Annotated in this window: 19 protein-coding genes; 7 read left to right on the forward strand and 12 right to left on the reverse strand. The window is 68.4% G+C overall.

Annotated elements, in window-relative coordinates; all coding sequences use genetic code 11:
- Positions 1-73 precede the first annotated feature (73 nt).
- On the forward strand, positions 74-388 hold the full coding sequence (locus ABRP18_RS02575) for a hypothetical protein (RefSeq protein WP_058631637.1): 315 nt from the start codon (positions 74-76) through the stop codon (positions 386-388).
- A 3-nt stretch (positions 389-391) separates the two neighbouring features.
- On the opposite strand, the gene ABRP18_RS02580 is transcribed toward ABRP18_RS02575, so the two are convergent.
- The 4 genes from ABRP18_RS02580 to ABRP18_RS02595 are packed head-to-tail and all read right to left on the reverse strand — an operon-like array spanning position 392 to position 4,717.
- Positions 392-997, reverse strand: coding sequence for a zinc-binding alcohol dehydrogenase (locus ABRP18_RS02580; protein WP_113681004.1), 606 nt, complete (start codon positions 995-997; stop codon positions 392-394).
- 44 nt (positions 998-1,041) lie between these two features.
- Complete coding sequence (locus tag ABRP18_RS02585) at positions 1,042-1,866, reverse strand: enoyl-CoA hydratase/isomerase family protein (protein ID WP_349885477.1); 825 nt, start codon at positions 1,864-1,866, stop codon at positions 1,042-1,044.
- Positions 1,863-3,155 carry a hypothetical protein gene (locus ABRP18_RS02590; RefSeq protein WP_349885478.1) on the reverse strand — a complete coding sequence of 431 codons (1,293 nt, stop codon included), beginning with the start codon at positions 3,153-3,155 and terminating at the stop codon, positions 1,863-1,865. Before ABRP18_RS02590 ends, ABRP18_RS02585 begins: the two co-directional genes overlap by 4 nt.
- The gene (locus tag ABRP18_RS02595; protein ID WP_349885479.1) at positions 3,152-4,717 is read right to left on the reverse strand and encodes an amino acid adenylation domain-containing protein; all 1,566 of its coding nucleotides are present in this window, start codon (positions 4,715-4,717) and stop codon (positions 3,152-3,154) included. The genes ABRP18_RS02590 and ABRP18_RS02595 overlap by 4 nt, the downstream gene beginning before the upstream one ends.
- Before the next feature lie 248 nt (positions 4,718-4,965).
- Here ABRP18_RS02595 and purM point away from each other — a divergent pair, with 248 nt between their 5' ends.
- The 3 genes from purM to ABRP18_RS02610 are packed head-to-tail and all read left to right on the forward strand — an operon-like array spanning position 4,966 to position 8,873.
- Positions 4,966-6,081 carry a phosphoribosylformylglycinamidine cyclo-ligase gene (purM, locus tag ABRP18_RS02600; protein ID WP_046746859.1) on the forward strand — a complete coding sequence of 372 codons (1,116 nt, stop codon included), beginning with the start codon at positions 4,966-4,968 and terminating at the stop codon, positions 6,079-6,081.
- Positions 6,082-6,087: 6 nt separating this feature from the next.
- Entirely contained in the window at positions 6,088-7,560 is a 1,473-nt protein-coding gene (gene purF, locus ABRP18_RS02605) for an amidophosphoribosyltransferase (RefSeq protein ID WP_046746860.1), read from the forward strand.
- Positions 7,557-8,873 carry an MFS transporter gene (locus ABRP18_RS02610; protein WP_349885480.1) on the forward strand — a complete coding sequence of 439 codons (1,317 nt, stop codon included), beginning with the start codon at positions 7,557-7,559 and terminating at the stop codon, positions 8,871-8,873. The genes purF and ABRP18_RS02610 overlap by 4 nt, the downstream gene beginning before the upstream one ends.
- A 9-nt stretch (positions 8,874-8,882) precedes the next feature.
- Here ABRP18_RS02610 and ABRP18_RS02615 read toward each other — a convergent pair whose 3' ends face one another.
- The gene (locus ABRP18_RS02615; protein WP_058631644.1) at positions 8,883-9,917 is read right to left on the reverse strand and encodes a LacI family DNA-binding transcriptional regulator; all 1,035 of its coding nucleotides are present in this window, start codon (positions 9,915-9,917) and stop codon (positions 8,883-8,885) included.
- A gap of 94 nt (positions 9,918-10,011) precedes the next feature.
- Here ABRP18_RS02615 and ABRP18_RS02620 point away from each other — a divergent pair, with 94 nt between their 5' ends.
- Positions 10,012-11,832 (forward strand): beta-galactosidase family protein, encoded by a 1,821-nt coding sequence (locus tag ABRP18_RS02620; RefSeq protein WP_349885481.1) that lies wholly within the window; start codon positions 10,012-10,014, stop codon positions 11,830-11,832.
- Positions 11,833-12,097: 265 nt separating this feature from the next.
- Positions 12,098-17,284, forward strand: a complete 5,187-nt coding sequence (locus tag ABRP18_RS02625) for an endo-alpha-N-acetylgalactosaminidase family protein (RefSeq protein WP_349885482.1) — start codon at positions 12,098-12,100, stop codon at positions 17,282-17,284.
- 407 nt (positions 17,285-17,691) lie between these two features.
- On the opposite strand, the gene ABRP18_RS02630 is transcribed toward ABRP18_RS02625, so the two are convergent.
- The 5 genes from ABRP18_RS02630 to ABRP18_RS02650 all read right to left on the reverse strand — a co-directional run bounded on the left by ABRP18_RS02630 (position 17,692) and on the right by ABRP18_RS02650 (position 22,274).
- Positions 17,692-18,612: a carbohydrate ABC transporter permease gene (locus tag ABRP18_RS02630; protein ID WP_349885483.1), complete on the reverse strand. Its 921-nt coding sequence runs from the start codon at positions 18,610-18,612 to the stop codon at positions 17,692-17,694.
- Positions 18,609-19,586: a carbohydrate ABC transporter permease gene (locus ABRP18_RS02635; protein ID WP_127011708.1), complete on the reverse strand. Its 978-nt coding sequence runs from the start codon at positions 19,584-19,586 to the stop codon at positions 18,609-18,611. Before ABRP18_RS02635 ends, ABRP18_RS02630 begins: the two co-directional genes overlap by 4 nt.
- Positions 19,587-19,676: 90 nt before the next feature.
- The gene (locus ABRP18_RS02640; protein ID WP_046746513.1) at positions 19,677-20,990 is read right to left on the reverse strand and encodes an ABC transporter substrate-binding protein; all 1,314 of its coding nucleotides are present in this window, start codon (positions 20,988-20,990) and stop codon (positions 19,677-19,679) included.
- A gap of 196 nt (positions 20,991-21,186) precedes the next feature.
- Positions 21,187-22,008: an MOSC domain-containing protein gene (locus ABRP18_RS02645; protein ID WP_349885484.1), complete on the reverse strand. Its 822-nt coding sequence runs from the start codon at positions 22,006-22,008 to the stop codon at positions 21,187-21,189.
- 80 nt (positions 22,009-22,088) lie between these two features.
- Positions 22,089-22,274: a DUF3073 domain-containing protein gene (locus tag ABRP18_RS02650; RefSeq protein WP_029259537.1), complete on the reverse strand. Its 186-nt coding sequence runs from the start codon at positions 22,272-22,274 to the stop codon at positions 22,089-22,091.
- Positions 22,275-22,424: 150 nt separating this feature from the next.
- Between ABRP18_RS02650 and ABRP18_RS02655 the strand changes: the two genes are divergently transcribed.
- Complete coding sequence (locus ABRP18_RS02655; RefSeq protein ID WP_349885485.1) at positions 22,425-22,970, forward strand: universal stress protein; 546 nt, start codon at positions 22,425-22,427, stop codon at positions 22,968-22,970.
- Between the two features lie 131 nt (positions 22,971-23,101).
- Here the strand turns inward: ABRP18_RS02655 and ABRP18_RS02660 are convergent, their stop codons facing one another.
- Together ABRP18_RS02660 and ABRP18_RS02665 are read right to left on the reverse strand one after the other, a co-directional pair.
- Positions 23,102-23,728, reverse strand: a complete 627-nt coding sequence (locus ABRP18_RS02660) for a PadR family transcriptional regulator (RefSeq protein ID WP_046746510.1) — start codon at positions 23,726-23,728, stop codon at positions 23,102-23,104.
- Entirely contained in the window at positions 23,725-24,564 is an 840-nt protein-coding gene (locus ABRP18_RS02665; RefSeq protein ID WP_141370636.1) for a DUF4097 family beta strand repeat-containing protein, read from the reverse strand. Before ABRP18_RS02665 ends, ABRP18_RS02660 begins: the two co-directional genes overlap by 4 nt.
- Between the last annotated feature and the right edge of the window lie 111 nt (positions 24,565-24,675).

Below are 24,675 nucleotides of genomic sequence, written 5' to 3' on the forward strand. Positions count from 1 at the left end.
AGACGTGGGGAGGGCCGTTCTGCCGCTCGTGACACCGGTGCACGGCGGCCGTCGTCGGTGGGACAATGGAGACATGACCCCCACCGACTCGCACCAGACCGTCGAAGCGACCGTGCGCCGCGTGCCGCGGTACGGCGTGCTCATGGGCATCGGCGTCGTGGTCGGTGTGATCGCGGCCGGCATCCTCACCTGGACCGGCAGCTTCGACGAGTCTCAGGCCCTCGACATCGTCTACCCGCCCGGCCAGGTGTTCGGCTTCCTGTTGCTGTGGACGGTCCCGATCGGGATCGCCCTGGGGGGCGTCGTCGGCCTGATCCTGGAGCGTCTCGCCCGTCGCCATGACCGGGTCGTGCGGGTCGACCGCGAGACCGTCGTCGACGAGGACTGACCGCTACGCCAACTCGGCGATCACCGGACGGATCGCGGCATCGAATGCCACGACATCGCGGCGCAGTCCATCGGTCACGGCGACCGTGAGAGCCCCGATCCACCAGATACCGCGCTGCGAGAACGGCAGCACCTGCACGTTCAGCTCGAACGAGTGGGCCCGGCGACCGACCTCGCGCTCGAACTCCGCGATCGCGCTGGCATACGCGCGGTAGGCATCGCCGCCGGTATGGCTCTTCATCGAGGTCACGTACCTGTCGTGCGCGGCACGCGCGTACAGCAGGGCCGACGTCGCCTGGGGTGCGATCGCCGCCATCAGCTCCTCCGCACCGCGGGCGGGCAGCGCGACCAGGGTGTCGAATCCGTCGACGAGTTCGAGCGGCACATCCGAGGGGTGGGCGCGAGGTTCCACCGTCATGTCCCAGTAATGGCGCCACTGCGCTTCGAGATCGGGCGAGGCGTCGGCGGCATCGGGGGCGCGGACGGCGAGTTCCCGCAGGCTCGGCAGGTCTTCGGGAACCCGGATCCCGAGTTGTTGCCGCAGTGCGAGCGCGACGAGCACCGGAACGCTCGCGTCTTCGCGGATGAGCCACTGCGGCTTGTCTGCCATGGCCCCATCGTAGGCGGACGGTCGACGGCGGCGGCGCTCCGGGATCACATGTCGTCGGGTGAGAACTCGGGTGGACGCTTGGCGAGGAATGCCCGGATGCCCTCGTCACTGTCCTGATGCGTGAAGGCGATTCCGTACAACCGCGTCTCCTCCGCAAAGGCCGTGCTCCTGTCTTCCTGCACAGCGGCTCGCAGCGCCTGACGGGCCATCGCGGTGGCGGCGCGCGAGCGGCGTGGCCCCGACGAGAGAGCCGCGACCGCCTCGCGAAGGACGCCGTCCCTCGGCGCGAGACGGGTCGCGAGGCCGTGCGCCTGCGCCCCGACACCGTTCAAGGCCCGACCGGTGAGCACCATCTCCGCCGCCAGTCCTGGCCCCACCCGCTCGACGAGTCGCCGAACTCCCCCGAAGCCGGGAAGGAGGCCGAGAGTCGGCTCCGGCAGAGCGAAGTGAGAATCCGGTGTCGCGTAGATGGTGTCGCAGGCGAGCGCCAGCTCCAGGCCGCCCCCTACCGCGGGGCCGTCGACGCACGCGATCGTCGGGCACGGCGAATCCTCGATCTGCGACAGGAGCGACTTCGCCGCCAGGGCGATCCGTCGTCCTGCTGCGGCCGGGTCGTCGGACACCCGCGCCACGTGCAGCTCGCCGATGTCGGCTCCGGCGCAGAACGCGGACCCGGCTCCGCTGAGCACGATGCCGGACAGCGTCAGGTGCTCGAGGGTGTGGAAGGCGCGACCGAGCTCGGTGAGCATGAGGGCGGACAGCGCGTTCCGCCGCTCCGGTCGCTGCAGCCGGATGTGGGCGACGGGACCCTTCGTGATGACCTCGATCGTCTCGTAGCTGTGCTCCATGGTCTCCCGATCGCCGTTCATGAGTCCCAGATCGCGCCGAAGGCGGGGATCCCCTGCTGTTCGAGTCCTTCGACGATGGACCAGGTCGTGGTGCTGTTCGAGATGCAGATCACTGCTTCGGCTCCTGTCGTGGTGACGGCGTGGCGGGCGAGGGCGAGGAGGTCGGGCTTGCCGTCGGAGGCGGTGTCCCAGACGAGGGCATCGGGGACGGCCCTGCGGATCTCGGCGACCAGCTCGGTCCCGTAGGTGCTCTGCGGAGCGCGTGCAGACCAGACCAGGTGTGCCGGCGCCGTGCCGGCGAGCAGATGCGGCAGGCACGGACCGATGCCACTGCCGGTGGCCACCCAGACCACCTTCCGGAACAGCTTGTCGATGTTGCCGACGCCGGCGGTCGGGATGCCCTTGACCCACACGTGTCGTGGCTTGTCGTCGATGAATCTGCTCGTCCAGTCGCCGGCGCGCGAGATCGTCAGCCGGAAACCCGGCTCGCCGGGCGACGGCACGTTCGCGAAGGAGTGCCATTCGAGCAGCGGATTGCGACTGATCGACGTGGACGACCCGGCGAACGGGGTGACGCCGTAGTCGAACCGGGCGATCGCGACGTGGCTCGACGGTGTCGAGATGTCGACCGGGACCCTCCGCAGCCGCATCCAGGGGAGCGCGACGCTCACCGTCGTGGCGACGAGGAGCCAGAGCCCAGCGGAGGAGAGCACCTGCAGGAGCGAGGCCTGCGCGTCGACGAGCGTCGCGACCGTCTGCGCCCAGACGAGGACCAGCAGCAGCCAACCGCCCAACCGGTGCGTGACCTCGAAGGCGTCGTGCCATCGCGCACGCAGGGGCGGCAGGGCGGTGACGAGCATCGCGATGAGGACCGACGAGCCCAGGACCGCGGTGATCGCGAACAGAGGCGAGGGCCCGTCGGAGATCGTGAGCACGCAGAACGCGACGTACCAGGCGGTCGCGCTCACGGCGGCGCCGACGTGCACCCCGCCGAAGCTGTAGATCTTGCCGAGACCCCACCTCACGCGAAGCGGGGCCGTGGAGCGGATGCTCGTCGCCAGCCGGAACAGGGCGTTGATCACATATTGCTGACGGACGATCGCCGCCACGAACACGTTGACACCGGCGACGACGAATGCCTGCTCCGCGGTCGGAGACGGATTCGCAGCCCACACGACGAGATTCAGCAGGACGGTCGCCAGCGCGAGACGGTTGTACGGCCTGAGACGGCGCGACCGCCGCAGCCGGGACCACCGGCCCGGGACCGGCGGTGTGTCGAGCGTCGCTGCGGAGAGTGAGACGCCGGTCATGCCACTCGCCTCGGTCGTGCGCCCGTATCGATCATGCGCAGCACCGCCGCGCGGTCGGCCTTGCCCCGTGCCGTCAGGGGGATCCGATCGACGGTGATGATGTCGGACGGCACGCAGTAGTACGGAAGCAGCGCGGCGACGGCGGCCCGTGCGGCCTCGGGGTCTGCGCTCGCCGGGGTGATCACGGCTCCGAGGCGTCGCGCGTCGAGCTGCACGGTGACCGCCGTGGTGCAGGACAGGCTCGTCTCCAGCGCCCGCGACACCGAATCGAGTTCGACGCGGAATCCGCGTACCTTCACCTGGTCGTCCGTGCGGCTCAGGTGCTCGAGTTCGCCGCGAGACGTCCAGCGGCCGACATCGCGGGTGCGGAACATCCGCCCGCCGTCGGCAGAGAAGGGATCGGGGAGATAGCGCTGCGCCGTCAGTTCCGGATCACCGATGTATCCGAGGGTGACGCCGGCGCCGCCGACCCACATCTCGCCGATCTCCCCCGCGGGAACCGGTTGCTGTTCGTCGTCGAGCACATAGACCGTCGTGCCGGGAACGGGGGTCCCGATCGACAGTGCTCGGCCGGGAACATGCTCCACGAGGGTGTTGATGATCGTGATCTCCGTCGGCCCGCACGAGTTCAGGAAGCGATGCTCCGCCGCCCACTCGTCGGCCAGCGCCTGTGGGCAGCGCTCGCCGGCGACGACGACGGTGCGCGCGTGGCAGCGTGCGGACGAGAGGGTGCTCACGATGCTGGGCGTCGCGATGAGCACATCGACCTGCTCGGCGGTCTCGGCGATGTCGGAGCCGCGGATCACCAGAGTTCCACCGTTGACCAGCGTTCCGAGGATCTCCCACATGGCCATGTCGAACGCGATGTTGAGCACCTGGCCGACCGTCGTCCCTCGGTCGATGCCCAGATCACCCGGGGTATTGCGGAACAGGTTCACGAGGTTGCCGTCCGTGACCTGGACGCCGTTGGGCGATCCCGTGGTGCCTGAGGTGTAGATCACGGCGCAGACGTCCGACGCGCGCCGGTCCACGGATGCGCGCGTCATGACCGCTCCTGCGTCGTCGAGCTGCGTGTCGTCGAGCTGCGTGTCGTCGAGCTGCGTGTCGTCGATCAGGGCGGTGTCGATCACCATCGCGTCGACGGCGTCCGGCATGGCGTCGAGGAACTCCTCGGTCGTGAGTGCGATGCGCATGCGCGATGAGGCCGCCACTCGACCGAGCAGCATCCGTGGGGAGATCCGTGCATCCTGGGGGGCATACGCCGCGCCGGTCTTCAGCACGGCCAGGATGCCGATGACCATCGGGATCGAACGCTGCACGAACACGCCCACCACGTCACCGCGTCCGACGCCACGCGAACGCAGCCGCGCGGACAGTGTCTCGGCAGCTCGATCGAGCTCGGCGTAGGTCATCGCGGCGGACAGGTGCCGCACCGCCGTCTCGTCGGGCTGCCGATCGACTCGCGCTTCGAAAAGAGCGGTGACGGTCGAGTCCGGTACTTCGTGCGCGGCCGAACGCGCGGGTGAGGCCGCCGAGGCAGCAGGGGCGATCGAATCGGTCATCGAGTGTCCTTTCCCTCCGCCCCGCATGCGGATCCCGTGGCCGGAAGGACGACGACGGATCGGGGCGTGAGCGCCAACGCTAAGGAGCGCCTCGGCGGGTGGGGGGAGTTCTTTCAGAACGGTAAGGAACCGAGGGGTCTCGTAACTTCGGGCGTCATCATGTCGACCCGGAACCGGTCCGGACCGCCGAAGGTCCCGCCTCGGACTTCGCGGAGAGAGTGGCCTGCTCCGGGCGGTAGGCTGGGGGCGTGGCTGCCTCCCCCACCAACCCCTATTCCGAAGCCGGCGTCGATACCGCTGCAGGTGATCTCGCCGTCGAGCTGATGAAGTCCTCCGTACGCGCGACGCACGGCCCCGAAGTGCTCGGCGGTGTCGGCGGATTCGCCGGCCTGTTCGACGCCAGCGCGCTGCGCGACTTCCGTCGTCCGCTGCTCGCGACCAGTACCGACGGCGTCGGCACGAAGGTCGCGATCGCGCAGGCCATCGACAAGCACGACACGATCGGCCAGGACCTGGTCGGCATGGTCGTCGACGACATCGTGGTGGTGGGCGCGAAGCCTCTCTTCATGACCGACTACATCGCGTGCGGCAAGGTCTATCCGCAGCGCATCGCCGACATCGTGCGCGGCATCGCCGAGGCATGCTCCGCGACCGGCACGGCTCTGGTCGGCGGCGAGACGGCGGAGCACCCCGGTCTGCTCGGACCGCGCGACTACGACGTGGCGGGGGCGGCGACGGGTGTGGTCGAGGCGGATGCGATCCTGGGCGCCGACCGCGTGCAGGATGGCGATGCGGTCATCGCCGTGGCTTCCAGCGGACTGCACTCCAACGGCTACTCCCTCGTGCGGCACATCATCACCGGTGCCGGCATCTCCTACGGCGACAACGCCGCTGACTTCGGAACTACGTGGGGCGAGGCGCTCCTCGAGCCGACCCGCCTGTACACGCTTCCGCTGCTGCGCCTGATCGAGCAGCTGTCCGGCGGCGTCCACGCGCTCAGCCATGTCACCGGCGGCGGCATCGCGGCGAACCTCGCCCGCGTGCTCCCGCAGGGCAGCTGGGCCGAGGTCGACCGCAGCAGCTGGTCGCCGAGTCCGGTCTTCCGTGTGCTCAGCGACATCGCCGGCTCCACGCTGGAATCTGCCGAGGGCACCTGGAACCTCGGCATCGGATTCCTCGCGGTGGTCGCCGCGGACAAGAAGGACGCCGCGATCGCCGCTCTGAACGCCGAGGGCATGCCCTCGTGGCAGGTCGGGACCGTGGGCTTCGGCCCGCGTCCAGCCGGTGAATTCGAACAGGGCGCCAAGGGCGTCGATGGTGGAGCAGTGCGCCTCGTCGGCGCCTATGCGGACGGAGCGAAGTAAGAGCCCATGTGCGGCATCGTCGGAATGGTGGGCTCTGCCCCGGTCAATCAGGACATCTACGACGCACTCCTGCTGCTGCAGCACCGCGGCCAGGATGCGACGGGCATCGCGACCGCCGAGGCGAACGGCGTGATGCACAACGCCAAAGCACAGGGCATGGTCCGCGAGGCCTTCCGCACCCGAGACATGCGCGCCCTGCTCGGCAACGTGGGTCTGGGTCATGTGCGCTATGCCACCAAGGGCACGGCCTCGAACGAGGAGGAGATGCAGCCGTTCTACGTGAACGCGCCGTACGGCATCATCCTCATCCACAACGGCAACCTCACCAACACGCGTGAGCTCACGGCCGACATGGCCAAGCGCGACCGTCGCCACCTGAACTCCTCGAGCGACACCGAGCTGCTGCTCAACGTGCTCGCGGGTGAGCTGCAGAACACCACCTCGACCGTCGACCTCGACCCCGAGCGGGTGTTCGAGGCCGTCGCTCGCACGCACGAGCGCATCGAGGGCGCCTATGCGGTGATCGCGGTGATCGCCGGATACGGTCTGCTCGCCTTCCGTGACCCCTTCGGCATCCGCCCGCTGATCCTGGGCCGTCGTCCTTCGACCGTCCCAGGGGCCGAGGGCAAGGACGAGTGGGTCGTCGCGAGCGAGTCGCTGGTGCTCGAGAACGGCGACTACGAGGTCGTGCGCGAGGTCGAGCCCGGTGAGGCCGTCTTCATCACCAACGACGGCGAGCTGTTCTCCCAGCAGTGCGCCACCGCCGCGACGCTCGCGCCCTGCGCGTTCGAGTACGTCTACCTCGCCCGCCCCGACTCCGTCATGAACGGCATCTCCGTCTACGAGTCGCGTCTGCGCATGGGCGACAAGCTCGCCGACACGATCGCCAAGCATGTGCCGATGGACAAGATCGACGTGGTCATGCCGATCCCCGACTCCTCGCGCCCCGCCGCGATGGAGGTCGCCCGCAAGCTCGGCATCGAGTACCGCGAGGGCTTCTACAAGAACCGCTACGTCGGCCGCACCTTCATCATGCCGGGGCAGGCGGTGCGCAAGAAGAGCGTCCGCCAGAAGCTCAACGCGATGTCGACCGAGTTCCAGGGCAAGAACGTGCTCCTCATCGACGACTCGATCGTGCGGGGAACGACCTCCAAGGAGATCATCCAGATGGCGCGGGATGCCGGAGCCGCCTCCGTCACCTTCGCGTCGGCAGCACCGCCCGTGCGGCACCCGCACGTCTACGGGATCAACATGCCGTCCCGTCACGAGCTCATCGCCCACGGACGCACGATCCCCGAGATCGCCGACGAGCTCGGCTGCGACCATCTCGTGTATCAGGAGGTCGAAGACCTCAAGGCCGCGATCACCGAGGGTTCCGTGCTCACGGATCTCGACATGAGCTGCTTCGACGGCCGATATGTGACCGGCACGGTCTCCGACGAGTATCTCGCCTGGGTGGAGGGGTCGCAGACTTCATGACGATGCCGAGCGCACGACCGCTGTGGCAGGGTCGGGCTCTCGCACTCGTGGGGATCGTCCTGGTGGCGTTCTCGCTGCGTTCCGCGGTCGCCTCCCTGTCGCCGGTCATCGATCACGTCGCCGCGGACTTCCCGGTCTCGCCCGTCGTGATCGGTCTGATCGGTGCCGCGCCTCCGGTGTGCTTCGCGATCTTCGGTCTGCTCACGCCCCTGTTCGAGCGGCGGTTCGGTCTGGAGCGGATGGCCGTCGCCGCGATCACGCTGATGGCGGCCGGCATGCTCCTGCGCGGCGTCGCGCAGGACTCGACGAGCCTGCTCGCGGCCACCGCTCTCGTGTTCGCGGGTGTCGGTTCCGGCAACGTGCTGCTGCCGCCGTTGGTCAAGAAGTACTTCGCGGACCGTCTCGGCGTCATGATGACGGCCTACTCGACCACGCTCGCCGTCTCGACGTTCCTGCCACCTCTGGTCGCGGTTCCCGTCGCCGACAGTCTCGGCTGGCGGGTGTCGCTCGGCATGTGGGGTGTGGTGGCCGCTCTCGCTCTGGTTCCCTGGATCACGCTGCTGGTGCGTTCACACTCCGAGCCCGACGACCGCGCGATGAGCACGGAGCTGCTTGTCCCGGATCCGACCGACGGCGTGGACGACGTCCGCGACGCGGTGGCCGCATCCACCGGACCCATCACGACCCAGTCCGCCAACCCGAAGGCGTTCGGGCGGCTGTGGCGGCTGCCGCTGGCCTGGTCGCTCGCTCTCGTGTTCGGCACCTCGTCCACCATGGCGTACGTCGCTTTCGCGTGGCTGCCCACCATGCTCGTCGACATCGGCGGCGTCACCCCGGCCACGGCAGGGTTCCTGCTGTCGCTGTTCGCTCTGGTGGGTCTGCCGTGTTCGATGCTCGTCCCCGTGCTCGTGGTGCGTTTCCAGGCCACCAGGCCCCTGTTCTTCGTGGCAGTGGCGGCGGGACTGGTCGGCCTTCTCGGACTGCTGCTCTTCCCGACCGTCGCTCTGCCGCTCTGGGTGGCGATCTTCGGCCTCACGGCCATCATGTTCCCGCTCAGTCTCGTGCTGCTGAGCATCCGCGCCCGCACTCCGGAGAGCGCCGTGGCGCTGAGCGGTTTCGTGCAGAGCATCGGCTACGGGATCGCGGCGACCTTCCCGCTGCTCGTCGGGCTCCTCCACGAGACCACCGCGGGCTGGCAGGTTCCGCTGCTGGTCGTCGCGGGAGTGCTCGTGGCCTCCATCCCCGCGGGCATCGTCGCAGGTCGTCGGCGCACGGTCGAGGACGAGTGGGAGCGCCGGCACGGGCGCTGGTGATGCGCTCGATCAGCGCGCCGACCGCGGCGGGGCCGTCGACGAGCGCACGATGAGCTGAGGATCGGTGGAGGGCATCTCGCCCACCGCCTCATGGCCCTCGATCTGCGCGATCACCCGGAGCGCCGCCGCGCGGCCCATCGCCTCGAAGGGCTGGCGGACGGTGGTGAGTGCCGGGGAGGCGTAGGCGGCGAGGGCGATGTCGTCGACGCTCACCACCGAGACGTCGTCCGGAACGCTGCGTCCGGCCTCATGCAGCGCGCGGATCAGGCCGAACGCCATCTCGTCGCTGCTGACGAACACGGCCGTGGCCTCGGGGATGGCGGCGATCGTCCGACCGGCGCGGTAGCCCGACTCGGGTGTCCAGTCGGCGGGGATCAGTGGCGGGGGCACGATCCCGCGGTCGCGGAGCGTCTGCTCCCACGCCTCGCTGCGCTGCTGCGTCTCGGTCCAGTAGTCGTCGCCCGACACGTGCCACACGGTCTTGTGGCCGAGGTCGAGGAGATGTTCGACCGCGAGGCGGGCGATCGCGCGCTGATCGACGGCGAGCGGTGCATCCTCTTCGAGAGAGGTGCGCTCGCTGCGGGTCGCGGGCGTGCGCTCGGTGCGCGCCCTCATGGCCGGGCTCTCGAGTTCGAGCGGCACTCCGAGGATGATGCCCTCGGCTCCCTGGCGCTCGAGTCGGTCGAAGGCTTCGAGGAAGGCCTCGGCCGACGCGTGATCGGCGACGGCTGCGGTCGAGACCGTGTATCCGTTCGCCGCCGCCGCCTGTTGGATGCCGACGCCGAGCGCTGCCGACGAGTAGCGGTCGGTGGAGACGACGATCACACCCAGCACGCGTGTGCGACCGGACGCCAGCGAGGCGGCAGCGGCGTGCACCCGGTAGCCCAGTTCCTCGACCGCTGCCAGCACGCGCCTGGCGGTGTCGGGGCGCACGTTGTCCTGCCCCGACATGACGCGGGAGACGGTCTGTGTGGAGACACCGGCAAGCTGGGCGACATCGACCTGGCTGGGGGCGCGGTCGTCTCTCGGGCGACGAGGTGACATGTGCTCAATGGTAGCGATCAATCGGCGTGAATCCAGGAGGCGCGGAGTATCGTGATGCGATAATGTGAACGCAAACACTCGTACTTGGAGCGCTATGCCTGACCTTCTCGCCTCGGCTGTCGACGCCGCGTCCGTTGCCGTCGACACTCGGGCCGCCGTGCCGCCGATCGGCGCTCCCGCCCTGTCCTGGCGCGACGGGGAGATCCTTCGCGACGGCGTCGCGCACCGCATCATCGCCGGTTCGATCCACTACTTCCGGGTGCATCCCGACCAGTGGGAGGACCGCCTCCGCCGCCTCGCCGCGATGGGCGCGAACACGGTCGACACGTATGTCGCGTGGAACTTCCACGAACGCGTCGAGGGCGATGTGCGCTTCGACGGCTGGCGCGACATCGAGCGTTTCATCCGCCTCGCCGGAGAGGTGGGCCTGGATGTCTTCCTGCGGCCGAGCCCCTACATCTGCGCGGAATGGTCCAACGGCGGCATCCCGTTCTGGCTGTCCGGCCGCGTGGCTGCTCTGCGCACGAGCGATGCCGACTTCCTCGCGGCCATCGACGCCTGGTACGACGAGCTGATCCCCCGCCTCGTCCCGCTGCAGGCTGCCCACGGCGGACCCGTCGTCGCGATTCAGGTCGAGAACGAGTACGGGTCGTTCGGCAGCGATCCCGCCTACCTCGCGCATCTGCGTGACGGACTGCGCCGCCGCGGGATGGTCGAGATGCTCACGACCGCCGACGGCATCACGAGCGACATGATCGAGCACGGCAGTGTGCCTGGGGCCATGGCGACATTCACTTTCGGCACCGGTGTCGCGAAGGCGGTGGAGCTGCGTCGTCACGGCGACGCGCTCATGTGCAGTGAGCTGTGGGGCGGGTGGTTCGACCACTGGGGGGAGCGGCACCACGTGCGTTCGGCCGCGAGTGCCGGCGGCACCATCGAGGAGCTGCTGCGTGCGGGCGGATCCGTGAGCCTCTACATGGCGCACGGCGGCACCAACTTCGGTTTCTGGAACGGGGCGAATCACGATCAGGTGCTGCAGCCGACCGTCACCAGCTACGACTCGGATGCGCCGATCGGCGAAGACGGCACCCTCAACGAGAAGTTCCATGCGCTCCGGGCGATGTTCGCGCCCTTCCATGCAGCTGCTCTTCCGCCTGTGCCCGCGGCGCCGCGGCGGCAGGGTGCGGCGACCGCAGCGCTCGACCGTCGCTCCTCCCTGAGCGAGCTGGTCTCCTCGCTTCCCGCGTCAGGCGAGGTCTCGCCGCGACCACGCACCTTCGAAGAGCTCGGCGCCGAAGACGGGCTCGTCGCCTACGAGGCCGACGTGTCCTTCCCCGCCGATGCGACGCTCACTGTCGACGGACTGCACGACCGGGCAGTGGTGTTCCTCGACGGCGCTCGGCTCGGCGTGCTCGAGCGTGATGGCGAGACGTCTCTGCCCCTGCCGCGCGAAGGTGGCGTCGGCCGGCTCGTCATCGTCGTCGAGAGCCTGGGTCGCATCAACTACGGCCCCTACACCGGCGAGGGCAAGGGCATCATGCGTGGCGTGATGATCGGTCGCCGACTGGTCAACGGGTGGACGCATCGACTGATCCCGCACGACGCTCCTGCGGCGACCTCCCCTTCCGCCGACCCCGCCGCCGACGGGGTCGCCGTGGCCTCGTTCGATATCGCCGAACCGCTCGACGCCTGGCTCGCCTTTCCCGACGGCTCGAAGGGCATGGTCTGGTTGAACGGATTCCTCCTCGGCCGGTACTGGAAGATCGGACCGCAGGAGACGCTGTACGCACCGGCGCCGCTGTGGCGGACGGGCCGCAACGAGATCGTGGTGCTCGACACCGACGGACTCGGCGCGACGGTCGAGATCCGCGAGCAGCCCTCCTTCGGCGAGACCGAGGAGTTCATCGGCTCCTGACCGCTCTGCTGCTGCTCCGAGACCCATCCTCCGCGCCGAGACCCATCGTCTCAGGCGGCTGTGAGGGTGGGTCTCGGCGCGGAGAATGGGTTTCGCTGCCGCAGCACTTCGACGCATGTTTGCGCTCGCCTGGCGAAAAGCCTTGATATAGGCGACCACGTGCGCCTACAGTGATAGCGCAAACATCGATGTGGATCGTCGATGACCACTTGCGGCGCACCGGGGCGTCCCTCCTCCCGACGTCGCTCCGATCGAGAGGCAAGACGTGTCGAAACCTTCCCGACCGCCCCGCGCCGCCGTCGCTCTCAGCTCCGTGCTGGCGACCGCGCTCGCAATCGGCGGTGTGCTCACCCCGGCGACGGCCGCGCAGGCCGCCGACCTCGTTCCGGTGCCCAAGACCGACTATCGCCTGCACGCGGTCTCGAGCGAGTCGGACCCCTATCCGGCGCCGCCGTCGCTCGACGGCACCGCGCTGGGGGCGTTCGACGGCGATTTCGCGACGCAGTGGACCTCGCGGTACTCCGCGAACGCCCCGTTCCCGCACTGGATCGTCGTCGACCTGCAGCGCTCGCTCTCGGTGAAGGCCCTCGACTACTCGGTCAAGAAGGGTCAGGGCGTCGCCGCCAAGACGGTGGAGGTCTATGTGACCGATGACGCGGATGTCGCGCGCAACTCTCCGGCCGACGGCGGATGGGGAGCGGCCTCGGCAACGGCGACGCTGCACGCACCGACGGCGAACGACGAGAAGCAGCGCATCACCCTGGACTCCGCCAAGGACGGCCGCTACGTGGCGTTGCTCGTGATCGACGCGCAGGGCACCACCGGGGGAGGCGCGGGTGAGATCGAGGTCCTCTCCGACGAGCCGCTGCCTCCGATCGTCACCGAACCGGAGACGCCCGACACCGACGAGACCGTCGAGATCGCCGCCGGCGGTACGACAGCCATCGTGTCGACCGAGTTCCCCCGCATCACCGGATACCGGGTGGGCGGGGAGAGCATCGCCGGCCAGCGCAGCTCCGCGAAGACCTGGTCGGTGAACGGCACCACCTATCCGTCGACGACCACCTCGACATCCTCGGCGACCGGGGTCGACTACGTGTCGACGCTCACCGGCATCGACGTGACCGTGCGCAGCAGCATCCGCGTCGCGAAGGACGGGACCGTCGGGTTCGAGGTCACCGCTGTCGAAGGCGGGGCCACCGTGACCACGCTCGGACTCCCGGACAACGCGTTCCTCTCCGTGAGCGCCGCGGATGCCGGTGCAGCGCTCGACCGCACCGTGATCAGCCCCGACAGCACGAAGAACGCCGACGAGCACATCGCGGTCAACGCCTCGACGGCCACGGGCCAGAAGGGGGCGGCCTTCGCCTTCCTGGGCAACGGTGCGCTCGTCGGCAGTGTCATCACCAACGCGACGACGCAGGCATCCGGTGGCACAGCCTCCTGGAACACGCGCCTGACCACGCGCGTGACCGAGACGGCGGGACGCACCGCTGAGATCGGATCCAGCGCCTGGCTGATCCACCCGACCACCGCCGTCGACAGCCGCGTGACCACCTACGCGCTGCCGAAGGTCACGGTGCTCCTCGCCGCCGACCGCAACGGTGACGCGGCGGTCGACTGGCAGGACGCGGCGATCCGCTACCGCGAGGTCGACACCCCGCGTCTCGGCGCCGACCGGGTCGCAGAGCGCGTCGTCAGCAGGATCCCGTTCAACTTCGCCTCCAGCGCGACGAACTACTTCGACCTCACCCTCGACAACACCAAGCGCATCGCGAACCAGACCGACGGCCTCGGACAGTGGGTGCTCAACAAGGGCTACGGCAGCGAAGGCCATGACTCCGCGAACACCGACTACGGCGGGAACTACAACGAGCGCGCGGGTGGGCTGACCGACCTGAACAACCTCGTCGACGAGGGGGCGAAGCTCAACGCCGACATGAGCGTGCACGTCAACGCCACGGAGATGTATCCGCAGGCGAACGCGTTCGACTCCGCGATCATCGACGGAGCGGCGCCCTACAAGCCGGGCTGGAACTGGCTCGACCAGTCGTACTACATCAACCAGCAGGCCGACCTCGGCACGGGGCGCGTGCTCGACCGCTTCCAGCAGCTGCGCGACGAGGTCCCCGGCCTCAGCGGCGTCTACATCGACGTGTACTACTCCAACGGGTGGGTCGCCGAGGAGCTCGCGGACGAGCTGAACGGCATGGACCTCGAGGTCGCGACGGAGTGGGGCGACAAGTTCGTCGACAGCACGGTCTGGTCGCACTGGCCGAACGACCTCAGCTACGGGGGCGTGACCAACAAGGGCATCAACTCCACGATGGTGCGCTTCATCCAGAACGGGCAGGCCGACGTCTGGAACAACGACGCCCTGCTCGGCCAGCAGCGTCTGGTCGACGCCGAGGGATGGGTCGGCAACCGCAACTGGGACGGTTTCATCGACAACATCTGGACGCAGAGCCTGCCGACCAAGTTCCTGCAGCACTTCGACCTGTTGACCTACGAGGCCGGTGCGGAGGCGACTCTGACCGATGGTGTGGCCGTGCGGATGGACGGCAGCACCAGGGTCGTCACCATGGACGGCGCGACGGTGCTGCGCGGCGACTCCTACCTGCTTCCGTGGCAGTCGCTGGCGTCGAACCAGGACGCCGGCTCGCCCGTCGATGCCGACAAGATGTATTTCTACTCCGCATCCGGCGGCGAGAAGACCTTCGGTCTCACGGACGCGTTCCGGGGCAACACCACCTTCGATGTCTTCGAACTCGGTGACCAGGGCCGCGTCAAGGTCGGTACGGCCACCGCGAACGGCGGTGAGCTGACGCTCAGCGGTGACAAGGGCGCGGCCTACGTCGTGGTGCCGCAGGGCGGCGCACAGCGCGCGGCGGTCGAGTACCGCGATGCCGGTCTCGACGACCCGGGGTTCAACTCCGGTTCGCTCGATGTGTGGAACCCGCAGGGCGATGTGACGATCGAGCGCACCGACCTCGGCGGTGCGAAGAACGAGTCCCGCGGCGACAACATCGCCGTGTTCGGCCCCGCTGCCTCGTCGATCTCGCAGACCGTGACCGGGCTCACCCCCGGCCAGCGGTACGCGTTCTCGGCTCAGGTGCAGATCGATCCGACCGCGACCCGTGACGTGAGCGTCTCGGTCGACACCGGCTCCGGGGCGGTGACGCGCACGTGGAACCTCTCCCCGACGTACAACTACATGCGCGCCGACTCCAAGGCGGGCCAGTACTACCAGCGAGGCTCGACGTCGTTCCTCGCTCCGGCGTCCGGTGAGGTGAGGGTCTCGATCGGTGCCGTCGCCGGCGACGCGAAGGTGCGCATCGACAATGCCCGTGTCACCGCCGACACCACCGGCCCGTTCGCACCCGGCACGGTGTACTCGAACGACTTCGAGGGCAACGAGGCGGGTTGGGGACCGTTCGTGAAGGGCGACGCCAACGGCATCGACGACCCGCGCACCAGCATCTCGCGCCGGCATGACCCGTACGCGAGCAGCGAGTGGCGCAACACCGCCAAGCCGTTCGATGCGGGGCCCCTCGCCGGTCTGGCCGTCGACACGACGCTCAACGGCGACCACTCGCTCATGTCGCACTCCGAGAACAGCGGGGTCGTCTACCGCACGGATCCGACGCTCGTGCCGCTGCAGGCCGGGCACTCGTACCGCATCGGCTTCGACTATCAGGCCGGCGCGAGCGGGGCGTACCGCTGGCTCACCGGCACCGATGCGGTGGCGGGTGGCAAGGTCACCTCGACCACGCTCAGTCGCACCGGCATCACGCAGGCGTTGGAGACGACGCCGTTCTCGCAGGACGTGATCGTCGGCTGCGGCGACTACACCTGGGTGGGACTCGAGCGCGTGGGCGGACCGGACGTGGACTTCGTCTTGGACGACTTCACCGTCACCGACCTCGGCCCCACGGCCGGCGGCACGCCCTGCGCGACCGTCTCGGGCGAAGCGGGCGTCCTGAGCCCCGGGGCACAGACCGCGTTCACGACCACCTTCACCAACAGCGAGTCGATCGCCGTGGAGAACATCGGCGTGCAGCTCGAGGTTCCGGAGGGCTATGTGGTCGAGGTCGCCGACGGTTCGTCGAACCTGTTCGACGAGGTCGCGGCCGGCGACAGTGTGGAGACCACCTGGCTGGTCACCGCGCCGGCAGAGGCGGCGGGTACGACGGTCGGCATCGGGATAGCGGCGACGTATCTCGCCGACTGCGATGTGCGTACGGTCAGCACGACCCAGGAGGTGTCGGTGTCCTCGCGGGCACGCATCCCCAACGCGCAGATCTCCGCGACGGCGAGCTCGGAGGAGACCTCGGGCGAAGACGGCGCTGCCGCGAACATGCTCGACGGCAACGCCGGCACCTTCTGGCACAGTCGGTGGAGTTCGGCGGCCACCTCGTACCCGCACGTGCTGACGTTCGACCTCGGTGCTGCCGAGCAGGTCGACGGCATCTCGTACCTGCGTCGCGGTGCCAACCAGAACGGACCCATCAAGGGATACGAGGTCGCGGTGTCGACGGACGGACAGGCGTACACACCCGTCGCCTCGGGGGAGTGGAAGAACATCGCCGAGTGGCAGGACGTGGACTTCGCGGAGACCACGGCTCGCTACATCCGCGTGACGGCGCTCTCGTCGATCTCGGGAACACAGTTCGCCGCAGTCGCCGAGATGGCCGTCTACGGATCCTCTGCACCGCGGGCCGGCCACGCCCCGGCGACCCGTCCTGCGGATGACCTGAGTGCGTGCAACCCGGTGATCGACCCGAAGCTCGGGCTCGACAGCGACACGGTGCGCGCCGGCGAGACGGTGGGCATGGCGCTCACGGGCTTCGCGCCGCGGTCGACGGTCTCGGTCTGGCTCGACGGCTCCAGACTGACGGAGGCCACGGTCGATGCGGAGGGTGCGTTGACGACGCGGCTGCTGATCCCGACGAACACCGAGGTCGGGAAGCACCGGGTCATCGTGCGGGATGCGGCAGGCGCCGAACTCGCGAGCGCACCGTTGAAGGTCAAGAAGGCGAAGCCGGGGAAGAAGGCGACCGTCACGGCCTCCATCGGTTCGGTTGTCGCCGGAGCGAGCGTGACCGTGCAGTTGAGCGGTTTCGAGCCCGACGCTCTGGTGCAGCTCTGGCTGCACTCCGAACCGGTGCGCATCGGCGAGGTGACGGTGTCGGCCGAGGGCGATGCGGTGGCCACGGTCACGATCCCCGCGGCGACGCCGGCCGGAGCACACGCTCTCGTCGTGACTGATGCCCAGGGCGTGGAGCTTGCCAGGGGCGATCTCGCGGTCACCGCAGCAGCTGGAAGCAGCAGCGGCGGAAACCTCGCGACGACCGGCGCTGACGGCGCTATCTGGGCGGGCGCGGCGTTCGCGGCTTTCGCCGCCATGGGCCTCGGTCTGACCCTGTGGCTGCGGAGGCGCCGCCACAGCTGACCCCTCGCGTGATGAGCAGAGGCGGTCCGGGAGCATCCCTCCCGGACCGCCTCTTTCCGTGTGTCACGGTGCCGGCCCGCTCTCCGTGTCGGGAGGAGTTCGCCTCGTCGAGAGGAGCTCTCCGTGTCGGGAGGAGTTCTCCTCGTTGGGCGGTGGTCTCCTCCCGCAGTTGCCGCCGGTTGAAGAGCTCTCCTCCCCACGAGGACAGCACATGCAAGGGGCCTGCGGCGGGCCGGGCCATGCCCACCCTCCTCGGGCCCTCCTCAGGCCCACCCTTACGGGAGGACTTCTCCCCGTCGGGAGGAAGATCACGGGCGCAATCACCTCCCCACACGCAGAAGTCCGCCCTCGGCGCAGTGCCGAGGGCGGACGGGGTGCCGTGCGGGGGCCGACGGGTGGGGACCGGATCAGCCCTTCACAGCGCCGGCGGCGAGGCCGGAGCGCCAGTACTTCTGCAGGGCGAAGAACAACAGCACGAGCGGGATGACTCCGAGCAGCGCGCCGAGCATGACGGCTCCCTTGTCCGGGGCGAAGTAGCTCACCATCCCGTAGAGCCCGAGGGTCACGGGCTTCAGATCCTGACTCGAGATCATCATGAGCGGCAGCAGGAAGTTGTTCCACGTGGCCACGAAGATGAACAGGAAGATCGTCACCATCGCCGGACTCAGAAGCCGCATCACGATCGTGAAGAAGATGCGCGCCTCGCCGGCACCGTCGATGCGGGCGGCTTCCAGCAGTTCGGTCGGCACCGACGACTGGGCGTAGACCATTCCGAGGAAGACGCCGAAGGGCGACACCGCAGACGGGATGATGATCGCCCAGACGGTGTTGGTGAGTCCGAGCGCCTGGAACTCGATGTACAGCGGAACGGTCAGCAGTGCGACCGGGAGCAGGAGCCCCGCCATGATGACACCCACCGCGATGCGCTTGCCGGGGAAGGCGAACTTCGCGATCGCGTAACCGGCCATCACCGCGAACAGGGTGCCGATGACGCCCGCGCTCACGGAGTACAGCATCGAGTTGCCGACCCACCGCCAGAAAAGCCCCTGTGTCCAGTTCATGAGGCTGTCGTAGTTCGTGCCGAGGTTCCAGTCGGCGAACCAGAAGCCGAAGGTCGAGGTCAGGTCGGTGTTGTTCTTGGTCGATGCGACGATCAGCCAATACACCGGCACCAGGAAGTAGAGCGTCGCCACGACCAGTGCGATGATGCCGAACACCCGCGTGAGCGGGCTCGGTGCGATGGAGGGCGGCGGAGCATCCGCATCGCGCGGACGGCGAGGGCGTCGACGCGTGGACGACTCCGTGGTGATGAGGCGCGTGGTGGTCATGCGTCGCCCTTTCGTCGCTGCAGCAGCGCGTACACGATCGCGAGCACACCCGCGATCAGAGCCATGAGCAGGGAGTATGCCGATGCGGGGCCGCTACCGGACGGCGAGATCTCGCCCATCATCGTGTTGTAGGTGAGCATCATGGGCGTGAAGTCCTTGCCCATCCACGAGTTCGCGGCCTGCAGCACGACCGGCTCGTTGAACAGCTGGATGGTGCCGATGATCGACAGCAGCACGGCGAGCAGCGCGGCTCCCCGCACGAGCGGCACCTTGATGCGCATCGAGATCTGGAAGCCGGACGCGCCGTCGAGGCGCGCGGCCTCGTACAGGTCACGGGGGACGGCCTGCAGTGCTGACAGGAAGATGAGCATGTTGTACCCCGTGTAGGTCCAGGTCGTCATGTTCGCCATCGAGAACAGGATCGTTCCCGGCGCCATGAAGTCGGTGCCCTCGGGGAGGAACGGCAGGAAGGGTGAGACCTCCGGGGTGTAGAGGTACAGCCACATCATCGCCGCGATGATGCCGGGAACCGCGTAGGGGAGGAAGAAGGAGAGCCGGAAGAGGGTGGGACGGCGCACGATGAACGAGTCCAGCAGCAGGGCGAGTCCGAGGGCGACGAGGATCATCACCGGGATCTGCAGCGCGGCATAGAGCACCACGCGACCCATGCCGGTCCAGAACGCCCCGTTGGTCGCGGCGGTGATGAAGTTCTCCAGACCGACGAACGTGTCGACGAGCTCACCGCCGCCGTAGAGTCCGTCACCCGCGGGAACCTGTGCGAAGAACGACGACCGGATCGACACGATGATCGGGACCAGGAAGACCAGTACGAACAGCACCGCGAATGGCGTCATGAACAGCCAGCCCGTGAGGCCTTCCCTCCGGGTTCCGAACCGGCGTCTGCGGGCCGGATCCGTGGGGCTGCGCGGCGGAGCTTCCGGTGCCGCGCCCCGCGTCTCGGTCACTGTGACCATGGTGTCGCCTCTCGATGTCAAGACGACGGCGGAGTGCACGATTGCGCGTGCACTCCGCCGTCGATCATCCGATGATGCCTTCTCGCCCGGTCACTCCGCGACCGGGAGGCCGAGGTCCTTCAGAGAGGCCACTGCCGTGTCCTGCGCCGTGGTGAAGATGTCGGCGACCGTCGCGGTGCCGGCCACGGCTGCCGCTGCGGTCTCGTTCATCTTCGACAGCGTCGAGAAGCCCGGCGCGTAGGGGAAGTCGGGGTTGAGGTTCTCGGTGGCGGTGCCGAGCTCGGCGAGCACGTCCTGTCCGCCGAACTGGCGCAGCATCTTCTCGGGGGTCTCCACGTCGCCCTTCGCGGCCACGACGAGGCCCTGCGACGCGAGGTCGTCGACCTGGGTGTTGAACCAGTCGTTGAACTCCATCGCCTCGGCGGGGTGCTCGCAGCCCTTCATGACCGAGACACCGGAACCGCCGTCGGGGCCGCTCATGGCGCCGGCACCGAAGTCGGGGAGCTGGGCGACGCGCCACTGTCCTTCTGCCGGGGTGCCGTCGAGCGAGTCGAGGAGGAATCCGGCCTCCCATGCCGCGCCGACGTGGCCGATGAGGCTGCCGTCGTTGAGGGCGGCCGTGAAGCCTTCGCCCCAGCGCTCGGTCGCGAGGGTCTGCTTGCCGTCGAGCAGGCCCTGCCAGAACGCGGCGACGCGCTCGGAGCCCGCACCCTCGGCGTCGACCTTCCACTCGTCGCCGGCGGTGCTGAACCAGGTGTCGCCTGCCGCAGCCGACTGCGCGGCGAGCCAGTTCTGCGCCTCATCGGGGGTGAACGCCGTGACGTACTTGCCGGCAGCCGCTGCCGTGGCGGAGTCCGCCGTCAGGTCGTCGAGCGTCTTCGGGGCATCGAGCCCGAGCGCCTGGAACTCGGCCTCGTTGTAGAAGTACACGAGGGGTCCGGTGTCCTGGGGGAGGCCGACGATGGCGTCGCCGACCTTCATGCCACTGAAGGCTCCGGCCGAGAAGTCGTCCTCGTACTTCTTGGCCTCGTCCGCGACGTCCTGCAGCAGTCCCTTGACGAACAGCTGGGGGACCTCGGAGTAGCCCGTCTGCGCGAGGCAGGGCCCGTTGCCGGCCTTGACGTCGGTCTCGAGCTTGAGGATCATGTCGCTCGACTTGCCGTCGAACTTCGTCGCCTTGACCTGGATGTCGGGGTGCTCGGCGTTCCAGCGATCGACGATCTCGGACGTCGGGGTCATGCCCTCTCCATCGGGAAGACGGTGCAGGTACTCGATCGTGACGGGTTCGCCGCCGGCGCCGTCGTCTCCGGAATCACCGGATGAGCAGGCTGCGAGGCCGAAGGCCGACACCGCGCCGACGGCGACGATCGCGGCGGTGCGGGTGAAGCGAGGGGTGATTGCCATGCTGTTCTCCTCTTTGAGGTCATGTTCCTGCGGATCGCCCTGGGCGGGGGATTGGCGTCGTGGCGCCGTCGATCACATGCACATCAAATCAGAAAATGTTTGCGCTCACAAGCCTGAGATGATGACCTCTCGGCCGAAAAGGCGATGCGGAAAGGGAGCGCTGACATCGAGCAACCCGCCCGTTCGAGCGTGGCGTTCAGCGGGCGAGGAGCTCGTCGCCGACGTGGACGACGCCACCGTGCTGAGCGCCGTCGTCATCCGCGGCCGGCCAGCCGGGGAGAAGCAGCCGTCCGAGGGTCGGCTCCTGTTGGCCGAACGCTCCGGTGAGGGTGGTGAGGACCTTCGCGTCCCGCCGGCCGTCGTCGGGGTTCGCGTGGGTCGCCAGGCAGCGCACGATGGGGCCGGCGGCGCGGAAGCGCAGGTCCCCGATGCGCACGTCGTCCGTCCACTCGAGTTCGCTCCACGGGTCGGCGTCATCGATCACGATGTTCGAACGGAATCGCCGATCGTCGATGCTCATCCCGAGCGCCTCGCCCAGTGCGCGGATGCTGCCCCGGCTGTGCACCGAGACGTAGCCGCGCGAGCGGTCCTGGAAGCGGGACGTCTCGCCGTCGCCGACGAGCACGATCGGAAGGCGGCCCGGTCGTCGGAGGCGGCGACCCTCGGGGGTGGCGAGGACGAAGTCGGTGACGGCATCCGCGATCTCCCGGCGCCCCTCCTCGTCGATACCTGCGTCGACGAGTGTCGCACCGGCGTGCACGATACGGATGCGGCGGCTCCCGTCGTCGTAACTCGTGCGCAGAGCGGCGAGCGCGGGGAAATCCTGGAGGGCGAGCCCCTTGGCTTTGGGCCAATAGTCGAAACCGTCGCGGTCCTCCGGCTCGGTCGCGTCTGCGAACCGGAACGCGAGCACGCGATCGCCGCCGACTCTGCCGTCGGACTGCACCGTCAGGGACTCACGTCGTTCGGGCGTGAGGCCCTTGATCGGGTGACGGTAGAGGGCGACGACGCGAGGCATGAGGAGATCCTCTCAGCTGCCGGCCCCGGAGCACGAAGAAACACCCGCACGTCGTGCGGGTGTCACGAACAGAGGGGCGGTCAGGCCTTCTCTAGTTCGTCCTCATCTTCGTCGGCGTAGTCATCTGCCCACTTGTCGACATATGCGTCTTCGTCTGTCGGATGACCCAGCTCGCGCTCGAGCGCGGAGTAGTTCACCGACGGACTGTACGCCTTGAGTTCGCGGGCGATCTTTGTGTGCTTCGCCTTCTGACGGCCACGGCCCATGCGCGAGACCCCCTCACGAGTTAAGCGGCGGGGTTCGAGGCCCGCGGCATTTTTCACGACACCGGATCAAAGCCGGTAAGAGTAGCATTCAGAATAGCACGCGGGTAAGCCCCTCTGGCTGACGCCAGGCTGCTGAAGGGAACGATCTTCATGACCGACGACACCTCCACTCCCTCCGACGAGGCCGCACAGAACGCGGCGCTGCAGAAAGCCGTCATCGTCGGCATGCAGGTAGACCAGGACCGACACGTCATCGACGAGGCCGTGCGCTATGCGCGGTTGCTCGGTGTGCCGCTGGTGGTCGCGCATGTCGACGTCACTCGATTCGTCACGTACGAGGACCCGGACGGCTACGTGCATTCGGCTCCGATCGACATCAACTTCGATGCCGGTGCTGCGGAGTTCGAGGCGGTCGAGGCGGCGGCCGCGGGCATGCTCGCTGGCACGGACATCACGTGGACGGCGCGGCAGCTGGTGGGAGACCCCGCGCTGGCGATCAAGCAGCTCGCGAACAAGCTCGACGCCCAGCTGATCGTCGTGGGCACTCGCAAGCGCGGCATCGGCGAGTCCATCAGGGAGTTCTTCACCGGGTCGGTCGCCGCTCGTCTGGCCCATCGTCAGCATCGCTCCGTCCTCGTGGTGCCGCTCGGGGAGTCGGTGCCGGACGAGCAGAAGGAGATCTGGCCGGAGAAGTAGTCCGTCCGACCGCACAGAGAAGCAGAAAGAAGGTGTCGGCATCCGCGATGGATGCCGACACCTTCTGCGTGGTCGGGCGGGTTCCGTGTGGTCGGGGACTCGGGTCCCGGGGGCTCAGGACCCGGAGCTGTTCACGAACCGGAGCCGCTCAGTGCGACCGTCACGCCGCGGGCTGCGGTGTCCAGGGCTTCCTCGAGCTCGGTGACGATCGACGGGGACAGCGTGCCGCCTTTGGCGATGTGGGTGCGAAGGTCGGTGCGCACCCTGGCCCGGAAGGCGTTGATCACGGCATCCGCACGGTGCATCTCCTCGCGGCTCACGAGACGGGAGTCGTCGGTGGCCGTGCGTGGACGGTTCTTCGCCGCGCTCCGCTCGTCCTTCTCCGCCGCTGCCAGATCTGCGCGGAGGCTCTTCATCGCATCCTTGACGCTCTGCCGCACCTCGCTCGCGATCAGTCGTACCGAGTCGGTGAGTCCCGCCTCGATGCCGGCGAGGTCGCCCTCGCGCGAGGCGAGCTCGGCCCGACCGGCTTCGGTGATGGAGTAGATAGTGGTTCGGCCGTCGACGGTCTTGGAGACCAGGCCCTCCTCCTCGAGCTTCGCGAGTCGCGGGTAGATGGTGCCGGCGCTCGGCGTGTAGGTGCCACCGGTGCGATCGGTGAGCGACTGGATGATGCCGTAACCGTGCTGGGGTGCCTCGGCGAGGAGCGACAGCAGATACAGGCGCAGGTCGCCGTGGGAGAAGACCGCGGGGCTCATGCTTCCCACTCCGGGTCGTCGGTGATCGAAGCGGGGGAGCGGCGGAGCACGGTCACTCCACCGGAGACGGAGTTCGCGCGCAGGTCGACGAAGCGCCCCGCGAGTTCCCCGGTGGTGCCGGTGTAGTTGCTGGGGCCCGAGGTGCTGCGCTCGACGCCGTCGATCAGCAGGCGTCCGCTCAGCGACCGGATCACGTAGTTCGCGGCGAGAGACTCGTCCAGACGCACGGTGGTCCCGCCCGAGACCGAGTTGACGGTGATGGTGTTCACGTCTCCTGCGGCATCGACCAGCGTGGAGCCGGAGACGATGTCGACCGTTGCCCGGCGCACGACGCCCGTGACGGCCACGTCGCCCGAGACGCTGTTCGCGCTGATCGAGCCGGTGAGGCCGCGCACCTGCACATCGCCCGAGACGGAGTTCACGGTGAGGTCGCCGATCAGGGTGTCGACGATGATGTCGCCGGACACCGTGTTGAGGCGGGCGTCGTTGCGGAGTCCCGACACCAGGGCGCCGGCGCTGACGACACCGAGGTTCAGGGCGATCGCGCGGGGGACGGCGACGCTCACCTCGGCGCGGGGGCCGCCCGAGCCGAAGTTGCGGAACACCTCGAGGAAGTTGTCCCATCCCAGCTGCGGGTGGTCGATCTCGACCTCGCCGTCGTGGGACTCGATGCGCAGGTCTTTGGTGGTGACGCCGTGCACCTCGATGCGGATGCCCGGTTCGTCGTGGGCGATGATGTCGACCTGTCCGCCGACGAGGCCCACTTTGAGGCGGGTGACGGATTCGATGTCGATGACACGTTCCTCGCCGGGGGCGATGAGCCACTTCTCGGTCATGTCTGCTTCTCCTGGGTTGGGGTCACGATATATCGTGTATTCCCACGATAACACGATATATCTCGTCCTTGTCAAGGGCACTCACCGCTCCCGTCGCGATATGACACCCTG

The sequence above is a fragment of the Microbacterium sp. WHRI 7836 genome (assembly GCF_040223885.2).
GTDB classification, from domain to species: Bacteria; Actinomycetota; Actinomycetes; order Actinomycetales; family Microbacteriaceae; genus Microbacterium; species Microbacterium oxydans.